General features: G+C 68.6%; 19 protein-coding genes. 11 read left to right on the forward strand and 8 right to left on the reverse strand.

What is annotated here, in order from left to right; translation table 11 throughout:
• Positions 1–72: 72 nt before the first annotated feature.
• Complete coding sequence (locus HZ321_RS01665; RefSeq protein ID WP_181701699.1) at positions 73–864, reverse strand: transporter substrate-binding domain-containing protein; 792 nt, start codon at positions 862–864, stop codon at positions 73–75.
• 259 nt (positions 865–1,123) lie between these two features.
• Here HZ321_RS01665 and HZ321_RS01670 point away from each other — a divergent pair, with 259 nt between their 5' ends.
• Positions 1,124–2,773 carry a Na/Pi cotransporter family protein gene (locus tag HZ321_RS01670; protein WP_181699571.1) on the forward strand — a complete coding sequence of 550 codons (1,650 nt, stop codon included), beginning with the start codon at positions 1,124–1,126 and terminating at the stop codon, positions 2,771–2,773.
• A 4-nt stretch (positions 2,774–2,777) separates the two neighbouring features.
• Here the strand turns inward: HZ321_RS01670 and HZ321_RS01675 are convergent, their stop codons facing one another.
• Genes HZ321_RS01675 through HZ321_RS01685 form a run of 3 tightly spaced genes read right to left on the reverse strand, consistent with a single transcriptional unit; the run spans position 2,778 to position 7,112 of the window.
• Positions 2,778–4,430, reverse strand: coding sequence for a CRTAC1 family protein (locus tag HZ321_RS01675; RefSeq protein ID WP_181699573.1), 1,653 nt, complete (start codon positions 4,428–4,430; stop codon positions 2,778–2,780).
• Complete coding sequence (locus HZ321_RS01680; RefSeq protein WP_181699575.1) at positions 4,430–5,845, reverse strand: di-heme oxidoredictase family protein; 1,416 nt, start codon at positions 5,843–5,845, stop codon at positions 4,430–4,432. Before HZ321_RS01680 ends, HZ321_RS01675 begins: the two co-directional genes overlap by 1 nt.
• A gap of 1 nt (position 5,846) precedes the next feature.
• The gene (locus HZ321_RS01685) at positions 5,847–7,112 is read right to left on the reverse strand and encodes an ROK family protein (RefSeq protein ID WP_181699577.1); all 1,266 of its coding nucleotides are present in this window, start codon (positions 7,110–7,112) and stop codon (positions 5,847–5,849) included.
• A 403-nt stretch (positions 7,113–7,515) separates the two neighbouring features.
• Between HZ321_RS01685 and xylF the strand changes: the two genes are divergently transcribed.
• The 3 genes from xylF to HZ321_RS01700 all read left to right on the forward strand — a co-directional run bounded on the left by xylF (position 7,516) and on the right by HZ321_RS01700 (position 10,995).
• Positions 7,516–8,562 (forward strand): D-xylose ABC transporter substrate-binding protein, encoded by a 1,047-nt coding sequence (gene xylF, locus HZ321_RS01690; RefSeq protein ID WP_181699579.1) that lies wholly within the window; start codon positions 7,516–7,518, stop codon positions 8,560–8,562.
• 289 nt (positions 8,563–8,851) lie between these two features.
• Positions 8,852–10,165 (forward strand): sugar ABC transporter permease, encoded by a 1,314-nt coding sequence (locus tag HZ321_RS01695; RefSeq protein WP_181699581.1) that lies wholly within the window; start codon positions 8,852–8,854, stop codon positions 10,163–10,165.
• A gap of 14 nt (positions 10,166–10,179) precedes the next feature.
• Positions 10,180–10,995: an ATP-binding cassette domain-containing protein gene (locus HZ321_RS01700; RefSeq protein WP_181699589.1), complete on the forward strand. Its 816-nt coding sequence runs from the start codon at positions 10,180–10,182 to the stop codon at positions 10,993–10,995.
• 79 nt (positions 10,996–11,074) lie between these two features.
• Here the strand turns inward: HZ321_RS01700 and HZ321_RS01705 are convergent, their stop codons facing one another.
• A complete protein-coding gene (locus HZ321_RS01705) occupies positions 11,075–12,295 on the reverse strand; it encodes a S8 family serine peptidase (RefSeq protein ID WP_181699591.1) in 1,221 nt (406 codons plus the stop codon).
• A 10-nt stretch (positions 12,296–12,305) separates the two neighbouring features.
• Between HZ321_RS01705 and HZ321_RS01710 the strand changes: the two genes are divergently transcribed.
• The 3 genes from HZ321_RS01710 to HZ321_RS01720 all read left to right on the forward strand — a co-directional run bounded on the left by HZ321_RS01710 (position 12,306) and on the right by HZ321_RS01720 (position 14,358).
• Positions 12,306–13,013, forward strand: coding sequence for a hypothetical protein (locus tag HZ321_RS01710; protein WP_181699593.1), 708 nt, complete (start codon positions 12,306–12,308; stop codon positions 13,011–13,013).
• An 81-nt stretch (positions 13,014–13,094) separates the two neighbouring features.
• Positions 13,095–13,583, forward strand: coding sequence for an RNA polymerase sigma factor (locus HZ321_RS01715; protein ID WP_181699595.1), 489 nt, complete (start codon positions 13,095–13,097; stop codon positions 13,581–13,583).
• Positions 13,584–13,614: 31 nt separating this feature from the next.
• Positions 13,615–14,358 carry an anti-sigma factor family protein gene (locus tag HZ321_RS01720; protein WP_181699596.1) on the forward strand — a complete coding sequence of 248 codons (744 nt, stop codon included), beginning with the start codon at positions 13,615–13,617 and terminating at the stop codon, positions 14,356–14,358.
• A gap of 34 nt (positions 14,359–14,392) precedes the next feature.
• Here HZ321_RS01720 and cydC read toward each other — a convergent pair whose 3' ends face one another.
• Together cydC and cydD are read right to left on the reverse strand one after the other, a co-directional pair.
• On the reverse strand, positions 14,393–16,123 hold the full coding sequence (gene cydC, locus HZ321_RS01725) for a thiol reductant ABC exporter subunit CydC (protein WP_181699603.1): 1,731 nt from the start codon (positions 16,121–16,123) through the stop codon (positions 14,393–14,395).
• Complete coding sequence (cydD, locus tag HZ321_RS01730) at positions 16,120–17,784, reverse strand: thiol reductant ABC exporter subunit CydD (protein WP_181699605.1); 1,665 nt, start codon at positions 17,782–17,784, stop codon at positions 16,120–16,122. Before cydD ends, cydC begins: the two co-directional genes overlap by 4 nt.
• Positions 17,785–17,997: 213 nt before the next feature.
• Between cydD and HZ321_RS01735 the strand changes: the two genes are divergently transcribed.
• From HZ321_RS01735 to glmS, 4 genes are all read left to right on the forward strand, one after another.
• On the forward strand, positions 17,998–18,615 hold the full coding sequence (locus tag HZ321_RS01735) for an NUDIX domain-containing protein (protein WP_181699607.1): 618 nt from the start codon (positions 17,998–18,000) through the stop codon (positions 18,613–18,615).
• 89 nt (positions 18,616–18,704) lie between these two features.
• Complete coding sequence (gene glmU, locus HZ321_RS01740; protein WP_181699609.1) at positions 18,705–20,054, forward strand: bifunctional UDP-N-acetylglucosamine diphosphorylase/glucosamine-1-phosphate N-acetyltransferase GlmU; 1,350 nt, start codon at positions 18,705–18,707, stop codon at positions 20,052–20,054.
• Positions 20,055–20,253: 199 nt separating this feature from the next.
• On the forward strand, positions 20,254–22,209 hold the full coding sequence (locus tag HZ321_RS01745; RefSeq protein ID WP_181699611.1) for a methyl-accepting chemotaxis protein: 1,956 nt from the start codon (positions 20,254–20,256) through the stop codon (positions 22,207–22,209).
• Positions 22,210–22,361: 152 nt separating this feature from the next.
• Complete coding sequence (glmS, locus tag HZ321_RS01750; RefSeq protein WP_181699613.1) at positions 22,362–24,188, forward strand: glutamine--fructose-6-phosphate transaminase (isomerizing); 1,827 nt, start codon at positions 22,362–22,364, stop codon at positions 24,186–24,188.
• Positions 24,189–24,204: 16 nt separating this feature from the next.
• On the opposite strand, the gene HZ321_RS01755 is transcribed toward glmS, so the two are convergent.
• Complete coding sequence (locus HZ321_RS01755) at positions 24,205–25,443, reverse strand: ABC transporter substrate-binding protein (RefSeq protein ID WP_181699615.1); 1,239 nt, start codon at positions 25,441–25,443, stop codon at positions 24,205–24,207.
• Positions 25,444–25,455 lie beyond the last annotated feature (12 nt).

A 25,455-nucleotide genomic window follows, 5' to 3' on the forward strand; every position in this document is an offset into this window, starting at 1 on the left:
ATCAGACCCCGCGCGCTGAACGGCAGGAGAGCCATGACGATGGCCCTCCTGCCCTGCCGTGAAGGACGTGGCTCACTTGTGGGTAAGCCATTTCTCGTTGAGTTTCTCGAAGCTGCCGTCGGCCTTCATCGCCGCGATCGCCGCGTTGAACGGTGCGACGAGGTCAGAGCCCTTCGGGAAGACGAAGCCGAACTCCTCGGCGCCGAGCACCTCATCGAGCGCCTTCAGCTTGCCGCCGCTCGCCGCGACGAACTTGTCGGCGCTGTAGCCGTCGGTCAAAAGCAGATCCACGTCGCCGGCATTGAGGGCGAGCAGGCTGTTCTCGAAGGTGTCGAACTGCTTCAGCCGGGGGCTTCCCTCCGTGCCGCCGAAGAAGGTGCCGACGGCCACATAGTACTGGGAGGTGCCGGGCAGCGCGACGACGGTCAGCTTCTCGTCGGCAGCGAAAGACTTGGAGTCGCTGAAGCGGGTCTCGTCAGCGCGGATCAGCATGCGGGTGGACGCGGCGAAATAGGCATCGGAGAAATCGACCACGCCCTTGCGCTCTTCGGTGATGGTGATCCCATCCGCCCCGGCGTCGAACTGCTTGTCGCGGATCGCCTGGAGCATGATGTCCCACGCCACGATCTTCCATTCGACGGTCGCGTTCAGCCGCTTGGCGGCCTCGTTGACGACGTCGATGTCGTAGCCGATCGGCTGGTTGGTGGCGGTATCGATGAAGGCATAGGGATTGTAGTCTGCAGCCGTCGCGAAGGCGATGGTTCTGCCCTTCAAATCCGGAAGTTCGGCCGCTGACGCGCCGACCGTCGCGGCGGCCAGCGTGAACGCGGCGACCGCGAGCGTCTTCAATGTCCTGAACATGATGCCCCCTGTGGCATAGGCATGAAACGGATCGACAGGAATCCGGAGCCGATCAAACGGGATGCGGGGGCGGGAATCAAGCGGGATGGCGCGGTCGCCAGCGCCCACGGCGCCGCCGTCGGCCCTCCGAGCGCAGGCAGACACTTGCCGGCTTTCGATTCTTGAAGTTTTCTGGTGGGAACATTCTCCATTTCCTCAGGATTTTGGATTTACCGACTAAGTAAGCACAAGTCCGTGCGGGGCAGGTGGGACAGGGAGCACGATGGCGACGCACACGGTCCTCCTGGATCTCTTCGGCGGGGTAGCGCTCCTCGTCTGGGCGACGCGGATGGTGAAGACGGGCGTGCTGCGCGCCTTCGAGGACGGGCTGCGCGATCTGATCCGCAGTGCCACACAGAACCGGATCCGCGGTCTTGCCGCCGGCATCGCCACAGCGGCCCTGCTGCAGAGCTCGACCGCCGCAGGCCTGCTCGTCGCCTCCTTTGTGGAGCGCGGGATGATCCCGCTGTCCGGCGCTCTTGCGGTGATGCTCGGCGCCGACATCGGGTCTACGCTGGTGGTGCAGGCGATGTCGCTCGACCTGACCCGACTGGTGCCCGTCCTGCTGATCGCCGGCGTTGTCGCCTTTCTCAACGGCAAGCAGGCCCGGACGCGACAGGTCGGACGGATCGCGATCGGCCTTGGCCTGATGATCCTTTCGCTCAGGATGATCGTCGCGGCATCCGCCCCAATGCGCGAAAGCCCGACGCTCGACGCCGTGCTGGCCGCGGTGGGCGGCGATCCGCTGGTCGCCCTGCTGATCTCCGCGGGGCTGACCTGGCTCGTCCATTCCAGCGTCGCGATGGTGCTCCTGTTCATGACGCTGGCCGGTGCCGGCGTGGTGGCGCCGGAAACCGCCGTGGTCCTGGTGCTCGGTGCCAATGTCGGCTCCGGGCTGATCCCGCTCGGGCTGACCGCTGGAGCCGGACCGGAGGTTCGGCGGCTTCTGGCCGGGAATCTTGCGTTCCGTTTCCTAGGCGCCCTGCTTGCGATTGCCGCGCTTCCCTGGGCTGTGCCCTTCCTCGATCAGGTCGGGCTCGCCCCGGCCTTGCTGGTCGCCTGCGCTCACACGGGTTTCAACCTTCTGCTCGCCACCGTCTTCCTGCCGCTGACCGGGGCCGCCGCGTCACTTCTCAGCCGGGCCATGCCGGACCCCGTGGAAGCGCCGTCGCCGGCGCGGCCGGCCCACCTGGACGAGGCTCTGCTCGACCGTCCGAACCTTGCCATCGGGGCCGCAACGCGCGAGGTGATGCGGCTCGCCGACCTCGTGGAGATGATGCTCCGCGATTCGATCCGTGCGTTCGAAACCGACACGGCCATCGCGCCGGAGACGATTGCGGCGCAGGACGATGCGATCGACCGGCTCCAGGAAGCCATCAAGCTCTACCTGACCCGCGTCACGCGGCAGCCGCTGCCGGATATGGACGCGCGGCGATGCTTCGACCTCATCGTCTTCACCACGAACCTGGAGCATGTCGGCGACATCATCGACAAGAGCCTGCTGATGCTCGCCGCCAAGAAGCAGCGGCAGCACCTGGCCTTTTCCGAAACCGGCTGGCGGGAGATCCAGCACCTGCACCGGCTGGTGCTCGAGCAGCTCCGCCTAGCCGTGACGGTGTTCGTCACGCAGGACCGGGCGATGGCCCGCGATCTCGTCGTCCGCAAGGACGAGATCCGGAGCCTGGAGCGGCAGGCGGTGGAAAGCCACCTGGCGCGCCTTCGGGACGGGACCACGGCGTCGATCGAATCGAGCTCCATCCACCTCGACATCATCCGCGATCTCAAGCGGATCAACGCCCACGTGGCATCGGTCGCCTACCCGATCCTGGAACAGGCTGGCGTGCTGCGCGACACCCGGCTGAAAAGCGCATGAGCGCTCAGTCCGACGGATACCAGTATTTGGCGGCGGCCTGACCGCGTTCGATCAGCACATACTGGTTCGCAAAGACGCGGTAGGGATGGCTCCATTCGCCGTCCGGCCACTGCACGCGGATCTCGGCGCGTTCGGCGGTGCCGAGGCCGACGTGGGTCCAGCCGAGGTGCCCGGAGGCATGCCCGCCGCCGACCAGGACGTCGCGCGGCATGGTCCGCGTGCCGGTCTTCACCGCGATCCTGGATCCGACGCCCCATACGTTGGCGTCCTTCTGGACAAGCCTGATGCCGAGGAAGTTGCCCATCGGACCGTGCCGCGCGCCGCTGGCGACCCCGAGGTTCCGGAAGAGTGTCGCCGGGCCGCCGCGATTGACCTGCAGGAGGTCGAGCATGCCGTCGAGGTTGAAGTCGACCACCGCGGCGCCGCGGCCCTTGGTGCCGGTGGCTATGCCCGCCTCCGCGCCCGCTTCGGCGAAGCTGCCGTCAAAGCGGCCGAGCAGCAGGTTGGAGGGGTCGAAATTGGCGAAGTCCGGCATGGCTTCGACGTTGCCCTTGGCGATGAACAGATCGATCGCGGCGTCGTTGTTGAAGTCGGCGAATTCGGTGTGCCAACCGGTTGAGGGGCGGAGATCGGACCCGGTGTAGGGGCGGTGGGCGGTCGCTCCCCGCTCGAACGCGATGTCCTTGTAGATCGGCGTATCCTCGGCCGCCTCCTCATCGAGCATCTGGATCTTGGTATCGCCCATCGAGCTCAGCGCGTACTCCGGTGCGCCGTCGACGTTGAGATCGAATTGGGAGATGCCCATGCCCCAGATGGTCAGCCGCTGCCATCCGTCGCCACGATCGTAAAGGGCGGGCGGCTTGCCGGCGGGGACCTTCCAGAGCTGCTCCTCGCCGCCGCGGTAGTACTGCCGGTCGTTGGTGACGCGCAGCGATGGCTCGCCGGAGCGGTTCCAATCGGTGAAGAGCAGGGACAGCGCGCAGTATCCGGGCGTGAGCGCCTGCCGCTCCGCGTAGCGCGGACGATCGCCGGCCACGGGCCTGTAAAGGTCGTTGTCGTGGCAGGTGCCCCAGGGCGAGCCCGGCTGGGCGCGGTCAACGTAGTTGCCGAAGGCGAGGGTGGGATAACGCTCGCCCTTCTCCCAGGTGGCGGCGAAAGCGGTCGACCAGGCGCGGCCACCGTCGAAGCTCCACGTCTTGTCGGCCACAGCGAAGCTGCAGCCCGGGCCGCCCTTCAGCAGCAGGTTGCGACCGAGCTTGACCAGGGCGACGTCGGTGAAACCGTCGTTGTCGATGTCAAGCGGATAGGCGCCGAGCACGTTGACGAGATCCTTCTCGTCCAGTCCGAGCGAGGTCTCCTCGAAGGCGAGCGGGCCACCGACGATCGACCGGTTGAGGAAGAGCTTCAGCGGGTTCTTTCCGCCTGCGACCAGCGCCTCCGGCTTCATGTCCTGGTCGCAGTCGAAGGCGGCGACGCCGCCGCCGACAAAGAACTCCCAGGGGCCGTCGTAGGTCTGGATCAGGCCCGCCGCCGCGTGCTCCTCGTGGAGGATCGGCACGTCACCGGTGGGTTTGCGCGGAGGCTGATCCTCCGCGCGGGCGGGAAGGGCAACCAACGTTGCCAGAAGGGCGGCGGAGAGGACGGGCAATCTGGCCATCACTCGGTCTCCTCGATCACCAGCGTCTTCAGGAAGGCGATGATGGCCTTGCGGTCGGCCTCGGGCAGCGTCTCGTAGGCCTTGCGGACGTCGGTCGCCTCGCCCGCGTGGGCGCGGATCACCTCGTCGAGGGTGGTGATGTCGCCGCGGTGGCCGTAGGGGGCGGAGGAGCCGATGCCCCAGAGTTCGGCGGTCATGAAGACGTCGCGAGCGACGAAACGCTGGGCCATCAGTTCGTTGCCGAGACGCTCGTTGCGCTGGTCGGCGATCTGGTGGCGCTTCAGGTCGCCGAAAAGCGGCACCAGCACCCTGCCCTGCTCGTCGCGCGGAAGCGCCTTCACCCACGCGAAACGGACGAAGTCGATCACGATCGGCTGCTCCACGTCGGCGAGCTTCAGGGTTCCGGCGGCGTCGAACGGGCCGGGGTCGGTGAACTTCAGGCTCTCCAGCGGCAATGCGGGGCGATGGCAGGAGGCGCAGCCGGTCTCGGCAAAGAGCGCCTCGCCCCGGGCCGCCGCTGCCTTCCAGACGTCCGGCAGGTCGGTGCGGCGGGTCGGCACCGGCAAGGTCGCCTGCCAGGCGACCAGAGCCGAGATGTCTCCGTCGGAGACCTCGTCGACATGGCCGTCCTCGTCAAAGTCGGGCGTACCGGTCCAGCGGGCGCCGAAGCGCTCGGTCGCCTGGATGCCGTGGTGGACGTTGAGCGCGTTGATGGTGAACTGGCGCAGGGAGGTGAACACGCCCTTCTGGCTGAAGGGCCGCACGACGAGGTCCGTGTCCACGCCGTCGAGCCGGGTGATGTCCACCATGCCATCGGGCGACGCGGTGATACTGCCGAAGGGCACACCCTTGGACGAGAGATCGCGCGTCACCGCCTTGCCCGACGCGCGGGCCTCCTTGAGGGCCGCAGCGCGGATCGTCTGGAGGTCGGCGGTCATCTCGCGGGCGAGGAGTTCGACGAGGCCGGAGCCCTGCAGGATGTTGGAGTTCCGCTCGTTGGAGAACTGCGGGTCCAGGCTGTCGAAGTCGGCGCTCTCGAAGCCCTCGGAGACGAACACGTTGGCGACGAAATCGCCCGCCGCACCTGCCACCGGATCGTTGTGGCAGGCGACGCAGGCGTTGGCGTCTGGGCCATGCGTCCGGCTGAACGTTTCGGCGATAGGCCGCTTGCGGCGGGTCGGCACGATCGCCTGGGTGGCCATTGGCCGGCCTGCGCCGTCGAGGGTGGTGAACTTGGCGCGGAACAGGGTCTCCCCCTTCAGGATCAGCGCATCGATGGCGGCTTCTCCTTCCCGGGCGATCTCCTCCAGAACGAGGTGCTGGCCGATGGTGGTCTCCGCCCACGGCTCCTCGGAGGCGGCGGCAGGGGCGATGGCCGCCATGGCGGCGGCTAGGAGAACGGGCAGACGGTTCATGTCAGGCCACCAGGTCTTGGCGGAAGAGTTGGGCGTTGGCCGGGTCGGCGAACACCTCGCGGTCGAGCCGTGCCAGTGCGTCGGCGACGAGCCCGGTCAGGATCATGTCCTTGTCCCAGGGCAGCGTCTCGAACACGGTGAACCGGCGCAGGTCTTCCACGAGCGCGTCGCCGATCGCCCGGTGCATGGCCGGTTCGATCAGCGGGAAGGCGCGGGTGGAGGCTCCGGTAAAGACGATCCGTCCGGGGTTGATCAGCGCCATCAGCCGGGCGAGGCCGTAGCCGAGCGCCTCGCCGGCCTTTTCGTAGATCGCCAGCACGCGTCCGTCGCCACCGGCGGCGGCGGCTTCAAGCGCCAGCAATTCGGCATTGGTCGGGCTCGCGTCGCGTGGGTCGGTGTCCGGCGGCATGCCCTTGGCGTCGCGGTAGATGGCATAGTCCGCCGCGAAAGCCTCCACGCAGCCGCGTCGCCCGCAACGGCAGAGCGGTCCGTGCGGGATGTGGTTCATGTGGCCGAACTCGGCCGCGGAGCCGTTGGCGCCGGAGTGCAGCTTGTCGCCGATGAAGAGCCCCATGCCGACGCCGTAGTCGACAAAGACGACGGCGAAAGTGCCGCCGTAGGTCGTCGGATCGGCGGCGTGGAGCGCTTCGGCGATCATGTTGGCGTCGTTGGCGATTTCGCAGCGGACGCCGAAGGCGGCCTCGAGCGGATCGACGAGGCGCACGTCGCCCTCGGTGAAGGCGGGCGACCACATGACCGAGCCGGATCCCTGGTCGACGAAGCCCTGGGCAGCGATCGCGATCTCCGCGATGCGGCGGGCCGAAACCCGCTCCTCGGCAAGGAAGGTGCGCGCCAGCTCGACCAGGCGCTTGGGAAAGGCAAGGCGGCCTTCGCCGATGGTGCGAATGGACAGATCGCGACGGGCGGCGATCTGTCCACCGAAATCGGCAAGCACGAAGGTCACCTGGTTGATGGCGATCTTGATGCCGAGGATGTAGGCGGCACGGGCGTCGAGGCGGAGCAGGATCCGGGGACGTCCCCGACGAGCCGGCAAGCCGGGGTCGGCGTCGATCACATCGGACACTTCGTCCGCCACGGTCTCCACGAGCCCCTCGCTGATCAGGTCGGCGGTGATGGCGGTGATGGTGGCCGGCGAAAGCTTGGTTACGGCACCCAGATCGACGCGGGCGATCGGAGCCCGGCGGCGCAGATTGGACAACACCAACGCCCGGTTCTGACGGCGGACGAGATCGCTGTCGGCTTTCATCTGGGGACTGCGGGAGCCGCGCAGAGGGCGATTCCTCATCGGTTTCCCCCGCTTTGGACCTGATGGGATCCCATCAGCTCCGCGCCTGAGATATTCAGCGGATTGCACCCTTTCCGCGGAAAAATCATGGTGTACTCCTCCCCTGGTGTTCCCACGGCCCGTTCACGATCCGCGTCTGATGGCATTGCATCATCGGAGGCGGTCATGTAATCGTTTTCTTGGCGTGCGAACTTCTCCGTCCCGAAAAGCATGTTGACATCGACACCAATTTAGGTCCACAGTTTTTTTGAGCTTCGAAAAATAAGAGGTTTCGAAGCCATGCCTTCGCGGAGAGGAACCGTGGAGGTGCAAAAGCATCCATTTCTATGCCGCCGCTCAAGACGGCGGTTGGGAGGACAAGTCAATGACGCGGATCCTTTCCGCGCTCGCCGTGACGCTGGTCTCGGCGACCGCACTCATCACCTCTGCCCAGGCCCAGGACAAGATCAAGGTCGGCGTGAGCTGGTCCAACTTCCAGGAAGAGCGCTGGAAGACGGACGAAGCCGCGATCAAGGCCGCGCTCGAAGCCGCCGGCGCCGAGTACATCTCCGCCGACGCGCAGTCGTCGCCGGCCAAGCAGCTGACCGACGTGGAAAGCCTGATCAGCCAGGGCGCCACGGCGCTCATCATCCTGGCCCAGGATTCGGACGCCATCGCGCCGGCCGTCGAGAAGGCCCAGAACGAAGGCATCCCGGTTGTCGGCTACGACCGTCTGATCGAGATCCCCTCGGCCTACTACATCACCTTCGACAACAAGGAAGTGGGCCGCATCCAGGCTCGCGAAGTGTTCAAGGTGAAGCCGGAAGGCAACTACATCTTCATCAAGGGCTCGGCGTCCGATCCGAACGCTGACTTCCTGTTCTCCGGCCAGATGGAAGTCCTCAAGGAAGCCATCGACGGCGGCAAGATCAAGAACGTCGGTGAAGCCTACACCGACGGCTGGCTGCCCGCGAACGCCCAGAAGAACATGGAGCAGTTCCTGACCGCCAACAACAACGCGGTCGACGCGGTCGTCGCCTCCAACGACGGCACCGCCGGCGGCGCCATCGCGGCGCTCGCGGCGCAGGGCCTTGCCGGTTCCGTGCCGGTTTCCGGCCAGGACGGCGACCATGCCGCCCTCAACCGCGTCGCGCTCGGCACCCAGACCGTCTCGGTCTGGAAGGACGCGCGTGAACTCGGCAAGAAGGCCGCCGAAATCGCGGTCGAGCTCGCCAAGGGCACCGACCTCGCCGCCGTTCCCGGCACGGTCAAGTTCTCCGGCGGCCCGAAGGGCGCCGAGATGAACGCGACGTTCCTCACCCCGGTCGCCATCACCAAGGACAACCTGAACCTCGTCATCGACGCGGGCTGGGCTCCGAAGGACGTGGTCTGCCAGGGCGTTGCCGCCGGCACGGTCGCGGCCTGCAACTGATCCAACGACGTGGAAAGGGGCGCCCCGAACGGGCGCCCCTTGTCCAGCACGCGGCCCCGGGCGGGGCGCGAGAGGCGATCCGGCCAACGGGCGGTCGCCCTGAAACACCGGGTGCGAAGCACCTGAACCCTGAAGATCGGCGAACGACGACCTGACACCGCTTCCTGCGGAGCCGCGCGTGGCCCATGATGGCCCGCGGGCCGTTGCGGCGCATCCCTATGGACGCGGCGCGATCGGTTCCGACGAGAAACGGCCGGACCAGGCCGACGGATGTCTCCGGGAGCAGCCCATGAGCGATCAAACAGTTCGAGCATCCGCCCCCAGCGGATCCCCCCCGCAAGCCAAGGCCACATCGCTCCTCCACGCCATGGAGGTGGACGCCCGCTTCCTCGGCATGGTCGGGGCGCTCGCGGTGATCTGGATCGGATTCCACTGGCTGTCCGGCGGGACCTTCCTCACCCCGCGCAATCTCTGGAACCTGTCGGTGCAGACGGCATCCATCGCCGTGATGGCGACAGGCATGGTGCTGGTGATCGTCACCCGCAACATCGACCTTTCCGTCGGTTCGATCCTCGGCGTGACCGGCATGATCATGGCCGTGGCGCAGGCCAGCTACCTGACGCCGGTGATCGGGTTCGACAATCCGGCGGTCTGGATCCTGACGCTGCTGATCGGGCTCGCCGTCGGCGCAGCCATCGGCTCGGCGCAGGGCTTTGTGATCGCCTACATGCAGGTGCCGGCCTTCATCGTCACGCTCGGCGGCCTGCTGGTGTGGCGCGGGGCGGCGTGGTGGGTCGCTTCCGGCAAGACGATCCCGCTGACGGACAACAATTTCAAGCTGATCGGCGGCGGCGCGGAAGGCGCCGTGGGCGCCACCTGGTCGTGGGTGATCGCGGCCGTCGCCGTTGTTCTGATCGCGCTCGCCGCGTTCAATGCCCGGCGGCAGCGCAAGCGGTTCAAGTTCCCCCTGAAGCCGCTTTGGGCCGAGATCGCGACCGTCGGCATCGGCGCCGGCGCGGTGATCGCGGCAACCGCCGTGGTGAACTCGCACTACCTGCCCGGCCCGCTCGCCAAGAAGTACGCCGAGGCCAACGGCATTCCGCTGCCGGCCGAAGGCATTCCGCAGATCCCGTTCGGCTACGCCGTGCCGGTGCTGATCGCCGTCGGCGTCGGCATCCTGATGACCTTCGTGGCGACGCGCACGCGGTTCGGCCGCTATGTCTTCGCCATCGGCGGCAATCCCGAGGCCGCGGAACTGGCCGGCATCAACACCCGCCGGGTGACGATGATGATCTTCGCGTTGATGGGGGCCCTGGCCGCCCTCGGCGCCGCGATCTCGACGGCCCGCCTCACCTCGGCGACCAACGCCCAGGGTACCCTCGACGAGCTCTACACGATCGCGGCCGCCGTGATCGGCGGCACGTCGCTGGCCGGCGGATCCGGTACCATCGCCGGCGCGATGCTCGGCGCGCTCGTCATGCAGAGCCTGCAGTCCGGCATGGTGCTCCTCGGCATGGACACGCCGCTGCAGAACATCGTCGTCGGCATCGTGCTGGTGATCGCCGTGTGGCTCGACTCCATCTACCGCCGTCGGATCAAGTGAGGAGAACCCTGACCATGACAACGAAAACCGGGACTCCCCTCGTCGAGATGAAGGACATCTCGATCGCCTTCGGCGGCATCAAGGCCGTGGACCATGTGACGGTCGATCTCTACCCGGGCGAAGTGGTGGGCCTGCTCGGCCACAACGGCGCGGGCAAGTCGACGCTGATCAAGATCCTCTCCGGTGCCTACAAGGCGGACCACGGCGAGATCTACGTCAACGGCGACAAGGTCGACATCACGACGCCGCGCGATGCCAAGCGGCATGGGATCGAGACGATCTACCAGACGCTGGCGCTCGCCGACAACGTGGACGCCGCCGCAAACCTCTTCCTCGGCCGCGAGCTGCGCACCCCCTGGGGCACGCTCGACGACGTGGCGATGGAGGCGGCGACGCGCGAGGTGATGGGGCGGCTCAATCCGAACTTCCGCAAGTTCAAGGAGCCGGTGAAGGCCCTCTCCGGCGGGCAGCGGCAGTCGGTGGCGATCGCCCGTGCCATCCACTTCAACGCCAAGATCCTGATCATGGACGAGCCGACGGCCGCGCTCGGTCCGCAGGAGACGGCGCAGGTGGGCGAGCTGATCAAGCAGTTGAAGGCCGAGGGCATCGGCATCTTCCTGATCAGCCACGATCTTCACGACGTGTTCGACCTCGCCGACCGGGTGTCGGTGATGAAGAACGGCCGGCTGGTCGGGTCGGCGCGGACGACGGATGTCAGCCAGGACGAGGTGCTCGGCATGATCATCCTCGGCAAGTGCCCGCCCGGGGCGACCCGCGGACCGGGCGCGATCTCCGACGCGGAGCTGGCGGCCGTGGCCGCGCACGTCTGATCCGACCCGCCTAGAAAGGCAAAGGCGGCGCGCACCTGCCCGGTGCGCGCCGCTTTCATTTCGTCGGGGTCGCCGACCCTTAGTTCTCGCCGGCCGGTACGATGAACTCGGACGTCCGCGGGACGTCGATGTCGGCCTGCTGGATCGTCGGCTCCCGGTCGATGGGCGTGCAGAGGTCGGCCGCCTGGACCAGTCCCCAACCGAAGGCGGGGTCCCGGCCCGCGTCTCCGAGGTCGCGGGCGTTGCCGGCGAGCGAGGTCTCGATCGAGGCGGCGTCGAGGTCCGGATGCGCCGCGCGCAGGACGGCGGCGGCGGCCGTTACGAAGGGAACGGCGAAGGAGGTTCCGGTCTTGGGCCGCCCGCCCCGGATCGAGGCTGCGGTCCACACGTCGACGCCGGGGGCCGCGAGGTCGACGTAGTCGCCCTGGGTGGCGCGGCGATAGAGGTCGAGGTTGCGGTCCACGGCCGTGACGGCAATGACGCCGGGATAGGCGGCGGGATAGGACGGGGCGGCGCCCGGACCCTTGTTGCCGGCGGCGGCGATCAGAACGATATCGCGGGCGACCGCAGCTTTCACCGCGGCTTCCAGCACGGTGTTGGGCGGACCGGAGAGGCTGAGGTTCATGACGCCGACGCCGCGTTCGGCCAGTTCCTCCATAGCCGCCACGAGCGTTGTGACGTCGGTGCGGTCGGCGGTCCCGCCATCCCGGTAGAAGGCGTCGATGGCCAGGAGCGAGGCACCCGGCAGCAGTCCGGGGGTTCGGCTGTCGGCGCGGCCGACGAGGAGGGCGGCGACCGCGGTGCCGTGGAAGGCGGAGGACGGATCGGAGCCGGCGCTCTCTCCCCGGACGAGTTCGATCGACTGTCCGCGAAGGGCCTCATGGTCGATGTTGATGCCGGTGTCGATGAGGCCGATCTTCGGCAGGGCGCCGCAACCGGCAACCTCCGGGCTCTGCCACCCGATCAGGCTGGCCATCGCGGTCTGGCCGGGGACCGCGTCGGGGTGGCCGCCTTCGGTGTAGTAGAAGTGGTCGAGGTCGGCGGTGGCGGACGGCTCCAGCGACCGGACCGTGTCGCGGGCCTGCTCGGGGCTGACGCCGGACGGAAGACGGAGGCGGACAACCCGGATCCCGGTGGTTCCGCGTGTCACCCGGTCGACGCCAAAGCCTCTTGCCTGGAGCGCAGCCAGCGCCTGTTCGCCCAGGCCGGCGGCGACAATGCGGTCCTTGGAGCGAAGCGGGCGCTCGGCGGTCTCAACCTCCGCGGCTACCAAGGTTGCAAGAGCACGACCGGTCGGCATCGGAGGAGCGTTGCCGACGAGCGTTGAATTCCTCCGCTTGGCGGCTGCTGTCTTCCTGGCGAGATCCTTGGCTTTCTTGGCCGCGACGGCCGCTGCCGTCGCTTTCGTCTTTGCTTTCGCGGACTTGGCGTTTTTCGCTTGGCCTTTTGCCGTGCCGGTCAGACCGGGAGCCGACGCGCGCGCAGCTGCGGACACCGAGGCGCCGATCCCGTTGCCTCCGGCTGCGGAGGAGGAACGGCCGGCGCTGGTTCCAGCCCCGCCACCCTGGCTGCCGGCGCTGCCATTGCTGCTGCCGTTTCCGCCGCTGTTACCGCCCGCGCTGCCGCCGCCCCCGCTGTTGCCGCCGCCGTTGCCGCCGCCGCTGCTGCTGCTGCTGCCCTTGCCGCCGCCGTTGTTGCCGCCACCGTTCCCATTGCCGTTGCCGTCACGGGACCAAGCCTTGGACTGGAGCAGGCGCGCAGACGGTGCGCCATCCCAGCTGAAGTCCGGAACGACGGGAACCGTTATGGCGGCGCTCAGGACGAGCGCGGAGAGGAGGCGTCTGGGACGGGTCATGGATCTCACCCGCTTCGAATTCCCTGGCTGCGTCCGTGTTCCCAACGAAACCGGATTGTCGCATAGAAACGTCCGGGCGTGGCTTTCGCGCACCGGCTTCGTCGGGATGTGTCGCGCCAGGGTTAAGAAAACAGAAACCCACATCGTCCGGCTGTTCCAGTGATCGAAAAGATTCTGCCAGCTGTGGCGGAATAGAGGCCAAGCAGATTCGTTACATCGCACAGGGGCTGCGGACGGGCCGAGCATGGCGACGACGATAGGACCTGAACTCGTGGCGGTGCTGCCTCGGTTGCGGCGCTATGCGCTGGCGCTGTGCCGCTCGCCGGTGCAGGCGGACGACCTGGTGCAGAGCGCGTGCGTGCGGGCGTTGACGAACCCGGACGGCTGGACGCCGGGGACGCGGTTCGACGCCTGGATGTTCAGGATCCTCAGGAACCACTGGATCGACGGCCTCCGGAAGGCGCGGGTCGAGGGGATTTCGGAGGATCTGGATGCGAGGGACGACCTGGTCGGGGACAGCGGAGACGCCGCGATGGGCAAGCTGGACCTTGAGGATGTGAAGCGGGCGATCGACCAGCTGCCGGCCGATCAGAGGGATGTCCTGGTGCTGGTGTGCGTCGAGGACTTGGCCTACCGCGAGGCGGCCGAGGTGCTGGGCGTGCCGATCGGGACCGTGATGAGCCGGCTGGCGAGAGCGCGCAAGCGCTTGATCGAATTGACGAATGCGGCATGACGGAAACGCCGCGGACAGTGAGGTTGGCGCTATGGCGCAGGTGCATTTCAGCGACGAGACGCTGATGGCCTATGCCGACGGCGAGATCGAGGAGTCGGTCGGCCGGTCGGTCGAGGAGGCCATGGAGCGGGATCCGGCGGTGGCCCGGCGGGTGGCGGCGTTCCAGCGCAGCCGCCGGCTGGCCAAGACGGCGCTCGGCAGCCATGCCGAACCGGTGCCGGCCGCCCTGAAGGCGGCGGTGGAAGCGGAGATCCGGGCGCGCGAGAGCGGTTCGGTGGTAGCCTTCCCGACGCTTCGCCGACGCCTTCCGGCGGTGATCGGCGGGCTCGCCGCTCTCGCAGCGAGTGTAGTCGTCGTTTCCGTGTTTTTTGACGACTACGTAGCCCGCGAAAACGGCGCGGTGGCCGGCGGGCCGATGGTGGCGGCGCTCGCCGACCCCGCCGTCGGGGATATCCTCGACCGGGCCGCGTCGGGCACAACCGCCAAGACCCGATCCGGCGACCTCCGGTTGGTGTCGACGTTCATGACCGGCGCCGGGTCGCTCTGCCGCGAGTTGACCCTCACCCAGCCGGCCGGCGAGACGCAGGCGATCGCCTGCGGGACGCCGGGGACAGAGTGGACGATCACCTTCGCGACCCTCGAGACCAGCGGAGGCGGCGACTACGAACCGGCCGGCGCAGACGGTTCGCTCCTGGACGCCTACCTCGCGGAGCTCGGCGCCGAAGCGCCGCTGACCGGCGAGGCGGAAGCGAAGGCATTGGCCGGAGGGAAGTAATCCCCGCCCGCTCGAACAGGCGCAGACTGGCAGGTCAGCCCCGGCGGCGGACGAGGCCAGAGACGATCCGGTCGTAGGCGGGATCCCCTCGCCGGGCCTCTTCGACAAGTCGCCCGTCGCGGACGAGGACGAGCCGGTCGGCGAGGAGCGCCTCGTCGGCGAGGTGGGTGGCGATCAGCACCGTGCGACCCTCGAAGAAGGCGGCGAGCCGGTCGATCAGACCGGCGGCCGTGTCGGGGTCTAGCCCCTCGGTCGCTTCGTCGAGCAGAACAAGGTCAGGCCCGGAAGCCAGCAGCCGGGCCATGGCGAGGCGACGGCGCTCGCCGCCGGAGAGGCCCGAGCCGCCGTCGCCGAGCGCCTTCTGCAGGTCCGCTCCGAGACCCGCCAGCGCGAGCGCATCCGCCACCTCGGCCTCGGACGCCTCCGGCCGGCCAAGGCGGACGGCCTCGCTCACCGTTTCCCGGAACAACTCCACTCGCTGGGCAAGAAGCCCGATCCGGTGACCCGCCGCGCCGAGACCAGGGCGGACGACGGCCGCACCGCCAACGGTGACGGCGCCGGCGGTCGGCCGGACAAGACCGGCGGCAAGGGCGAGGATGGTAGACTTTCCCGATCCGCTCGCCCCGACCAGGGCCACCCGCTCGCCGGGAGCAACGGCAAGAGTTATCCCCGCCAGTACCGGACCGCGGTAATCTTCCCAGGCGAATGCGACCTGATCGAAACGAATGCCCGGAGCCCGGACCGATGACCCCGACTTCGCTTGGTTCATGCCCCCGACAACCTGATCTTCCGACGTGCCTGCAGATGTTCGGCCTGCTTCGACAAGCGGCGCGATGCGGCGGGCGGCGAGGGTGAGGCGGCCGAGTTCGAGTGCAGCCGTGCGGAGCGGCGCGATCGTCTCACCGAGCGCAAACGCGGCGGTGACGACGAGGACGTAGGCGGGGGCCGAGAGCCGCCCCTCGGCGAGGAGAGCGGCGCCGACAAGGGCGGCTCCGGCGATCGCTACCTGGCCGGCGATCCCGGCGGCGAACCGCAGCCCGGCGTCGCGGACCTGAAGGCGGCGCTCGACCGTCGCGACGCGGGCAGCGGCGGCGCCGACACGATCGACCGCCTCCGCAAGGCGGCCGGCAAGCACGAGCTCGGTGCGGCCGACGTCGAGGTCGACGAGGCGGGCACGGACGGCGTCGAGGCCGACGTGCCGGAGGCGAGCATCGTTGCGGGCGGCAAGGCCGAGCGCGAAGGGCGCTCCGATGCCGAGGAGGACGACGGGGCCGATGACGGCCACGGCGAGCAGAGGCGAGACGGCGGCGAAGACGGCCGCCGCGGCGGCGAGAACGACGGTCGCGGCAGCGATCGGGGCGGCGAAGCGGAGATGCAGGCCGTCGAGCGCGTCGAGATCGGAGGAGAGGCGAGCAAGGAGATCGGCGGAGCGCAAGCGTGAGCGACCGGCGGTGGCGAGCCCGCGGAAGACGTCGACGCGCAGGGCGGCGAGAATGCGGAAGGTGGCGTCGTGGCTGACAAGGCGTTCGCCGTAGCGAAGGACCGTGCGGGCGACGGCGAAAAAGCGGATGCCGGCGCTGGGCTGGAAGGTGTCGAAGACGATGAGACCGATCCCGGCGAGCCCCGCCCCGGCGATGAGCCAGCCGGACACGGCGAGGAGGCCGAGGCCGGCAGCGAGCGTCAGCACCAGGAGCGCCAGCGCGACCGCCAGCCGACGCGGGGCCATGCGGGCGAAACGGCGGACCAGGAGGAGTACCGGCCTCATGGAGCACCCTCCCCGACGAGACGTCCGCCGTCTAGGCGGATGATACGGTCCATGGCGCGCGCCAACAGCGGATCGTGGGTGGCGACGACAAGGGTGCGGCCGGCGGCGGTGGCGAGCAGCGCGGCGCGGACCGCGGCGGCGGTTTCGGCGTCGAGGTCGGCGGTCGGTTCGTCGGCAAGGATCAGCGGGCGGTCGGCCACGAGAGCGCGGGCAAGGCCGATGCGGCGGGCCTCGCCCCCGGAGACACCCGCCCCTTCGATGCCGAGGCGGGTGGAGAGACCATGCGGGAGCCGGGCGAGAAGCGGGCCGAGGCCAACCGCGCCAAGCGCCTCCTGAAGGCGGGAGTCCGGCGCGCCGGGATTGGCGAGCGCGAGGTTGCGGCGAAGCGAGCGGCGCTCCAGGAAGGGCAATTGGCCGATCCAGGCGGTGGAGCGGCGGACGGCGCCGACGGTGGCGGGCGACAACGGTTCACCGGCGATCTCGACGGACCCGGAGGACGGCTCGACGAGGCCGGCCAATGCTGCGAGGACGGTGGACTTGCCGGCCCCGCTCGGCCCCCAGAGGGCGACCCGCTCGCCTGGCGCTACCGCGAAGGAGACATCCTCAACCATCAGGACGCCGGTGTCGGGGGACCGGACGGAGAGGTCGCAGACGACGATAGGCGCGGCCGGCAGGAGCGCCACATGGCCGGCATCCGGGTCGAGCATGCGGCTGCGGGGTTCGTCCATCAGTTCGCGGTGGCGGGCCGCGAAGGCGTCGGCTGCCGCCTTGTCGTGATAGGCGGCGGCGAAATCGCGGAGCGGCTGGAAGAAGTCGGGCGCGAGCAGGAGGATGAACAGGCCGGAGGCAAGGTCCAGCGGGGCGAAGGTGGTGCCGAAACCGATCCAGCCGAGCAGGGAGAAGCCAACATAGACGGCCACCAGGGCGACGCCGACGGCGGCGAAAAGCTCCAGAACCGCCGAGGAGAGGAAGGCGAGACGGAGGACGGCCATGGTGCGGCGGCGGATCTCGTCGCCCACCTCCGCGATGTGATCGGCGACCCGCGGGACGGCGCCGAACAGACGGATGGTGGGCAGGCCGGAAACACGGTCGAGCAGCGTGCCGGTGAAGGTGCCGATCTCTGACAGCTGGACGCGGCTGCGGTCGCGCGCCTCGGCACCGATCAGCGACATGAAGATGGGGATGAAAGGGGCCGCAACCAGGAGGACAACCGCGGCGGCCCAGGCATGCCAGGCCACCACGGCGGCGATGACCAGCGGCACGACGGCCATGCGGGCCCGGGTGGGCGCGTAGCGGACGAGGTAGGGCTCCAGGGCCTCGACCTGATCGGCGGCAAGGGTGGCTATCTCGCCGGCGGCCGGGCGGCCGGCATCGACGGGGGACCAGCGGGCCGCACGCGCGGCGATGGTGCGGCGGATCTCCAGGCGGGCGCGAGAGGCGAAGCGCTGGGCCTGGTGGACGGAGACGGTGTCGAGGCCGATGCGGAGGGCGGCGAGAGCGAGGAAAGCCAGGATTTCGGGGAGGATGGACGGGATCGGCTCGCCGCGGGCGGCGGCGAGAGCTGCGTCCGACAAGGCGCTGGCAAGCAGCCATGCCTGGGGGATCCAGACCAGCGCGGCGGCGGCCGAGAGGACGAGGACGAGACGAGGCGGCGTCGGCATGCGCGGGATGTGGGGGCCGGAGGTCGGGGGTGGGAGTGCGGGGCGGTGTCGCGGGGGTGACGGATAGGGCGGCGAAGGGGTAGCTGCCGACCTTAGGAAGCTGCCGGCGGTATCGAACAGCGGGCGGACGGGAGTATTCGTGTCGTTTGCCGAAAATGCACCCCAATAGGGGTAGATGACAGCAGGACCTTCCGGAGAGATCGAGGACCCGACTTGAGCGACGAGAGAGAGCTGATGCCGCCGAGCCGCCTGCCGGCGGCGGTGATCGTGGACCGCAAGACCGTCTACGATGCGTTCGTGACGCTTGACGTGCTGCTGGTGGAAACGACCGTGCGCGGCGAGAGCGTGCAGCTGAAGCGCGAGGTGCACGACCACGGAGCCGGCGCTTCGGTGCTGGCCTACGACGTGGAGCGGCGGACGGGGGTGCTGGTGCGCCAGGTGCGGCCGGCCGTGCTGGCGGTGGGCGACGACCCGGTGGTGGCCGAGACCATCGCCGGGCTGCTTGACGACGGCGAAGACCCTGCCGACGCGGTGAAGCGGGAGGCGATGGAAGAGGCCGGCGTTTCGCTGAAGAACCTGATCCTGGTGGGCTCGCCCTACACCTCCCCCGGCGCGGTGACGGAGCGCATCTGGCTCTATCTCGCCGAGATCGACCGCGATGGCGAGAACGGCGAAGGCGGCGGCGTGGCGGACGAGCACGAGGAGATCGAGGTCCTGGAGCTGCCGCTGAAGATGCTGGCGGAAGCCTCCGACCGCGGGCAGTTGCGCGACATGAAGACCATCCTGCTTGTGGAGACCCTCAGGCGCCGGCGGCCGGAGCTGTTCGCGTGAGGCGCCGGCCCCTGTTCAACTGAAGGGCCGCGTCGGCTAACGATTTCATGCGGCCGGAACGCGGCCGCTGATCGATTCGGGAGATTTCCATGCCCCTGCCCTGTCTTGCCGTGGTGCTGGCCGCCGGCGAGGGAACGCGGATGCGCTCCGCGCTGCCGAAGGTGATGCACGCCGTGGGCGGGCGGGCGATGCTGGACCACGTGGCCGCGGCGGCGACGGCGGCCGGCGCGGACGAACTCGCCGTGGTGGTGGGCGCGGGAGCCGAGCGGGTGCGGGCGCATCTTGCCAAGGCGCTGCCGGAGGCGAGCGTGCACGTGCAGGCGGAACGGCTGGGAACCGCGCATGCGGTGCTCGCCGCGCGGCCGGCGCTGGAAGCGGCGCGCGGCGACGTGATCGTGCTCTACGGCGACACGCCGCTGGTGCGTCCGGAGACGATCGGGCGGGTTCGGGAGCGGCTTGCCGGCGGCGCGGACGTGGTGGTGCTCGGCTTCGAGGCGGCGGATCCGACGGGGTATGGCCGGCTGGTGACGGAAGGCGAGCGGCTCGCGCGGATCGTGGAGGAGAAGGACGCCGACGCGGCGACGAAGGCGATCCGGCTGTCAAACTCCGGGATCATGGCGTTTCGCGCAGGGCTGCTGCCCGGGCTGCTGGAGGCGATCGGCAACAGCAACGCCAAGGGCGAGTATTACCTGACCGACGCGGTGGAGATCGCCAGCGCGCGCGGGCTGACGGCCGTGGTGGTGACGGGCCCGGAGGCGGAGTTCATGGGCGTCAACGACCGGGCGCAGCTGGCCGCGGTGGAGGCGGTGTTCCAGGCCCGGATGCGGGCCGCGGCGATGGCCGGCGGGGCGACGCTGTCGGCGCCGGAGACGGTGTTCTTCTCGCACGACACGGTGCTGGGCCGGGACGTGACGGTGGAGCCGAACGTGGTGTTCGCGCCGGGCGTGAGCGTGGCGGACGGGGCGACGATCCGCGCGTTCAGCCACCTGGAGGGCGCGAACGTGGGCGCCGGGGCGATCGTCGGACCCTATGCGCGGCTGCGGCCGGGGGCGGAGATCGGCGCGGAGGCGCACATCGGCAACTTCGTGGAGATCAAGGCGGCTGATGTGGGCGACGGGGCGAAGATCAACCACCTCTCCTACGTGGGCGACGCGAGCGTGGGGCCGAAGACCAACGTGGGCGCCGGGACGATCACCTGCAACTACGATGGATACTTCAAGCACAAGACGACGATCGGCGCGGGCGTGTTCATCGGCAGCCACACGACGCTGGTGGCGCCGGTAAGCGTGGGCGACGGCGGCTATACCGCGGCCGGCAGCGTGATCACCGAGGACGTGCCAGGCGATGCGATGGCGTTCGGGCGGGCACGCCAGGTTGTGGTGGACGGCAGGGGCAAGGCCACGCGCGAGCGGTTGGAACGGAAGAAGCGGGGCGAGTAGGCGGTTCGCTGCTGCGACGGGCCGGACTCGATGGTTTTTGCACCTAGACAGCATTTTATTTCTCTTCGGCAACATTTTTGTCGATCTTAAAACAATTTTTTGCGATCGAAGTGCGGCCAACGCCTATAGCATGCAGGTATTCATATAAATTTAGTTGGTTGTGGCGAACCTTGCTCCACACCGGTTCCGGGAGGGGAGCATGGGGACCATGCGAATCGCGTTCTATTCCAGGTTGATGAGCCTGACGATGGCGGCCGTGCTGGTCGCCGCTATCGCGTTCGGCTACGGGCTGATCCAGAAGGTGCGCATCGGCGGGCCGATCTACAGCGACCTGATCGCCGGCAAGGACGTCATCGCCGACGTGCTGCCGCCGCCGCTCTATATCATCGAGGCCTATCTGGAGACGAGCCGGGCGATGCTGGATCCGGCATCCGTGACCGAGCGGCGCGCCCGAGTGGAGCAGTTGAAGGCGGACTACGACACGCGCCATGCCTATTGGCAGGACCTGCCGCTGACCCCGGAGCTGAAGGCGGCGCTCTTGAAGGCTGCGGATGCACCGGCGCAGCGGTTCTTCTCGCTGGGGGCGGACGAGTTCTTTCCGGCGTTGGCGGCCGGCGACAAGGCCGCGGCCGAAGCGGCCTACGGACAGATGAGCGCGGCCTATGCGGATCACCGGGCGGAAATCGACCGGGTGGTGCAGCTCGCCTCCGGCTGGTACGCGGCGACCGAGGCCGAGGCGCAGGGGGAGATCCCCTGGGCGCTGTCAGTGATCGGCGCGCTGGCCGTGCTGGTGGTGACGCTGGTGGCGGCTGCGGGCGTGCTGGCGGAACGGGCGGTGGTGCGGCCGATCGGGCTGATCGCCAAGGCGATGCGGCACCTTGCCGACGGGCACGCCGACGTTACCGTGCCGGCGGTGGGCCGGACGACCGAGATGCGCGAGCTGGCGGGGGCGATGACGGTGTTCGCCGACAACGCGCGCGAACGGGCCGGGCTGATGCAGGAGGTGCATGCCGGCCGCGCGGCGGCGGAGGAGCGCAAGGCCACGCTGGAGACGCTGGCGATGAACTTCCTCAGCGACGCGGACAGCATGAAGACCGTTCTCGACCGCGAGGCGCACGTGGTGCAGGGATGCGCCAAGGCTTTCCGGCAGACGGTGGAGACGTCCGAGAGCGAGGCGGGCCAGGGGCTGGCGGCCGCGGTGGCGGCGGCGGAGAACGTGCGCGCGGTGGCCGAGGAGGCGGGGCGGCTGTCGGCCTCGACGCGGCAGATCGCGCAGCAGACGGACGAGGCGCGGCGGCTGACGGAGGCGGCGGCGACACGGGCGCGGGGGGCCGAGCAGGAGGTGCAGGCGCTGACGACCGTGGCCGAGCAGATCAAGTCGATCCTGGAGTCGATCGGCGGGATCGCGGCGCAGACCAACCTGCTCAGCCTGAACGCGACCATCGAAGCTTCGCGCGCGGGTGAAGCCGGCCGCGGCTTTGCGGTGGTGGCCGCCGAGGTGAAGGCGCTGGCGGGCGAAACCGCCAAGGCGACCGGCGAGGTGGACCGGCTGCTGCAGCAGATCAATGCTTGCACAGGCGCGGTGGTGGGATCGATCAGCCGCATCGTCGTGGACGTCGACGCCGTCAACGCGCTCAACGGCGACGTGGCGGCGGCGATCGCGGAGCAGGAGCGGGCGACGGCAGAAATCGCGCAGAGCGCCGAGCAGGCCTCGATCAGCACCGACGGAGCGCGGGAGACCAACGAGCGGCTGTCGGCGATCGTGCAGGAAGCGCGCAACGAGGTGGTGCGCGTGGGCGAGGCTTCGCGTTCGCTGTTCGAGGTGCTGGGGTCCTTCACGGAGGGCACGGACCGGTTCCTCGGCACGATCTCGCAGGACATGAAGGAGCGCCGCAAGGGCATCCGGCACCGCGTGGTCGATCCGGCGGACGTGATCGTCGGCGGGCGGCGGACGACGACCTCGCTTCGAGACCTCAGCCTCACGGGCGCGGCGGTGGCCCTGGTGCCCGGCGTCGTCCGGGGGAGCGCGGTGACCGTGGTGCTCGGCGGGCAGGAGATCGCGGCGGACTGCGTGTGGATCGACGACACCGGTTTCGGCGTGAAGTTCCGCACGGCGCTTGCGGAGTTCCCGGTGGAGTTGCGCAAGACGGGATGAGCTCGACCCGGTGGGCGTCACAATCCGTCACCTTTGTTGATTTCCGCCCGGTCAGCGCCATGGCCTAGGTTCGCCGCATCGGATTCGGGCGGCGTTAACCTGGGCTTTCTGGCCGTGCGGTTAGCGTCGGAGTCCTGAACGGGGACGATGGCATGTGCGGAATTGTTGGGATCGTCGGACGCGAGCCGGTGGCGGGACGCCTGGTCGATGCGCTGAAGCGGTTGGAGTATCGCGGCTACGACAGCGCGGGCGTCGCCACGCTCGAGGGTGGGCGGATCACGCGGCGGCGGGCCGAGGGCAAGCTCGGCAACCTGGCGGCCAAGCTCGCGACGAGCCCGCTCGGCGGAACCATCGGCATCGGGCACACGCGTTGGGCGACGCACGGGGCCCCTACGGAACGCAACGCCCATCCGCACGCGACCGAAACGGTCGCGGTGGTGCACAACGGAATCATCGAGAACTTTCGCGACCTGCGCGAAGGGCTTCAGGCCAAGGGGCGACGGTTCCAGTCGGACACCGACACCGAGGTCGTCGCGCACATGGTGTCGGCGCTGGTAGAGGCCGGGGCGACGCCGGTCGACGCGGTGGCGGCGGTGCTGCCGCAGCTGACGGGTGCCTTTTCGCTCGCGTTCCTGTTCGACGGGCATCCGGACCTGATGATCGGCGCGCGGCGCGGCTCGCCGCTGGCGGTCGGCTACGGCAAGGGCGAGATGTTCTTCGGATCGGACGCGATCGCGCTGGCGCCGTTCACCTCCACCCTCACCTATCTGGAAGACGGCGACTGGGCGGTCGCCACCCATGAGGGCGTGACGATCCGCAACGAGGCGGGCGAGGTGGTGAGCCGGCCGGTGCAGACGTCGAATGCGTCGGCCTTCCTGGTGGACAAGGGCAACCACCGGCACTTCATGGCCAAGGAGATCCACGAGCAGCCGGAGGTGATCGGCCACACGCTGGCGCGCTACCTGGACTTCACCACGGGACGCATCCGGGTGCCCGACGGGCTGCCGTTCGATTTCCGGACCGTGAAGCGGGTGACGATGTCGGCTTGCGGGACGGCCTACTATGCAGGGCTGACAGCGAAGTATTGGTTCGAGCGGTTCGCCCGGCTGCCGGTCGACATCGACATCGCGTCGGAGTTCCGCTACCGCGAGGCGCCGCTCGATGCAGGCGACCTGTCGCTGTTCGTGTCGCAGTCGGGCGAGACGGCCGACACGCTGGCCGCGCTGCGCTACTGCAAGGCGCAGGGACAGACGGTGGCGGCGGTGGTCAACGTGCAGGAGAGCACGATCGCGCGCGAGAGCGACGCCGTGTTTCCGACGTTGGCCGGGCCCGAGGTGGGCGTCGCCTCGACCAAGGCGTTCACCTGCCAGCTGACCGTCCTGGCGGCGCTGGCGGTGGCGGCAGGGCGGGTGCGCGGGACGCTATCGGAGGACGACGAGCGCAAGCTGGTCGCGGCGCTCAGCGAGATCCCGCGCTATGCGGCCGAGGCACTGAAGCGCGAGGCGCAGATCGAGCGGCTGGCGCACAAGCTCTCCAAGGTTCGGCACGCGCTCTATCTCGGGCGCGGCACGAGCTTCCCGCTGGCGCTGGAAGGCGCGCTGAAGCTGAAGGAGATCTCCTACATCCACGCCGAGGGCTACGCGGCCGGCGAGCTCAAGCACGGGCCGATCGCGCTGATCGACGAGGAGATGCCGGTGATCGTGATCGCCCCGCACGACCGGGTGTTCGAGAAGACGGTCTCCAACATGCAGGAGGTGGCGGCGCGCGGCGGCCGGATCATCCTGATCACCGACCCGAAGGGCGCGGCGGAAGCGTCGGTTGAGACGATGGAGACGATCGTGCTGCCGGACATGCCGGCGACGATCACGCCGCTGGTCTACGCGATCCCGATCCAGCTGCTCGCCTACCACACCGCCGTGTTCATCGGCACCGACGTGGACCAGCCGCGCAATCTGGCCAAGAGCGTGACGGTGGAATAGGCCGGGCGAAGGACCCTCAGTTCATCTGGGGGTCGTTCGCCATGCCCCGGATGATCGCGAGCGTCTCTTCAACGGTTGTGGCGGGCTCGATCAGGAGGCGGCGCGTCGCGTTCCAGAAGCGGCTCGTCCCGTAGCTCGGAAAATCCACGGTGAACTGGCCGAGGTCGAGAGTCGGATCCGCCAACGCCAGCTTCACCTTCGCGGCGCACGCGTCCAGGCTTGCTGCCTTCGCCTCCTGATTAGCCGGCGTGGAGCCTTTCGCTCGGGAAAAGGCCGATTGGATCTCGGGGTCCATGATGGTTTCCGCCAACAGGGCCTGGCCAGCGCGAATCTCGTCGTCTTCGGGGTGCATGAACACCATGGAATCGACCACCGTGGCGAGGTAGCGCTGATTTCCAGGTGCGAATTCGCAGAGGAAGTCCCTGCCCGGCTCAAGTCCCTTGGCCATCAGTTCGGCCTTCGCCCAGTCGCCCATGATCTCAATCGCGCCCTGCCCGGCGGCGAACTCCTCGTTTGCGCGAACCCAGTCGCGCGGCGTGTCGGGCATGTCGATTAACTCGGCGAGCTGGTCGATGATGACCAACGCCTCCTCGAATTTCTGCGAGGCGATGAACCCGCGCCAATCGTTGATCAAGGCGCGGTCCTGTGGATCGGAGAAGACGCCGGTAAATACGGCCCGCAGAAACAGGTTCACCGTCCAGGTATCGGACGAAAGGGCAAACGGCGTCTCGCCGGCCTCTTTCAGCCTATGAGCAACCTCAACAACCTCCGGCCAGGTCTTCGGCGGTGTCAGTTGGTGACGGTCGAATATCTTCTTGTTGATCCACATCCAGTTTTCGACGTGAATTCCTACAGGCGCCAGATAGATCACGCCGTCAACACTGATCCTGTCGACGACGAAGGACGGGAGCTTGCTCTTCCAGGCTTCCGTACCTCCCGCCACCTCGATGGGCACGATAGCTCCCAGTTGGATGTACTCCTTGGAGGCTGCTCCAGCGTACCACTGACTTGCCCCAGGAGGCGTGCCGACGGCGAGGCGTTCGGCCAGGTCGGTCCGAAGCGTTTCCAGATTGGCCATCGGGCTGTCGATCCAGGTTCCGCCTCTCGCCTCGAAGCCCTTGCGGATCTCCATGATAGCGGCGTTCTCGGACGGTGAGATCCAGTAGTGCTCGACTTCCAACGATGCAGCGTCCGCGATCGAGGGAGCGGCGAGCATGGTGAAAGCCAGAATGAACGTCTTGGCCAGTTTCTTCATATCGGGTCTCCT

The organism is Chthonobacter albigriseus (genome assembly GCF_013839445.1).
GTDB classification, from domain to species: domain Bacteria; phylum Pseudomonadota; class Alphaproteobacteria; order Rhizobiales; family Pleomorphomonadaceae; genus Chthonobacter; species Chthonobacter albigriseus.